At 42.8% G+C, this 551-nt stretch carries 1 pseudogene; it reads right to left on the bottom strand.

The window, feature by feature from the left end:
* Nucleotides 1-442 (bottom strand): annotated as a pseudogene (locus AC1TPC_RS26895) (IS1380 family transposase); the annotation flags it as partial.
* Nucleotides 443-551 lie beyond the last annotated feature (109 nt).

Below are 551 nucleotides of genomic sequence, written 5' to 3' on the forward strand. Positions count from 1 at the left end.
CACCGTAAACGGTCTCCACGGTGGAGTCGAAATCGAGAATGAGTGAATCTGGCAGGCATGGAGAAATGATCTCCATATTCAGCTTTTTGAGATCTATGCTCAGGGTAGGGCGAGATTTACCTAAACGCTCTAACTCCTTGTACAGCAAGCTGTGGTGAGGACAGCGACCGCCTAGAAAACGTCGCAGCAATGAATCGTTCTGTAATTTTTGAAAGTGGAAAATGCGCTCGCAGCCGAGCATCCAACCGATCATGAGGTAAAGTAAAATCCGATACGTTGGGAATATGGAATTTGGTGCTTTAGCATGACCAAGCGCGTGAAAGGCACGGTCCAACTTGATTTTTTCAAGATACGCAAGCAAAACTTTGCTGCCTGCCATACTTGTTGCATTTCTCATAGAAAATTCCGTTTTTAATTTTGTGATCTTTGTGATAAACTTCACCATAAAGGTGCTCCTCTCTTTTGGGTGATGTGTTCTAGACAAACACCATTCTACCAAAGATCAGGGCACTTTTTTACGTTTTTATAAGATTTCACTTTCGAAATTCAGG

The organism is Paenibacillus sp. Y280, assembly GCF_056786335.1.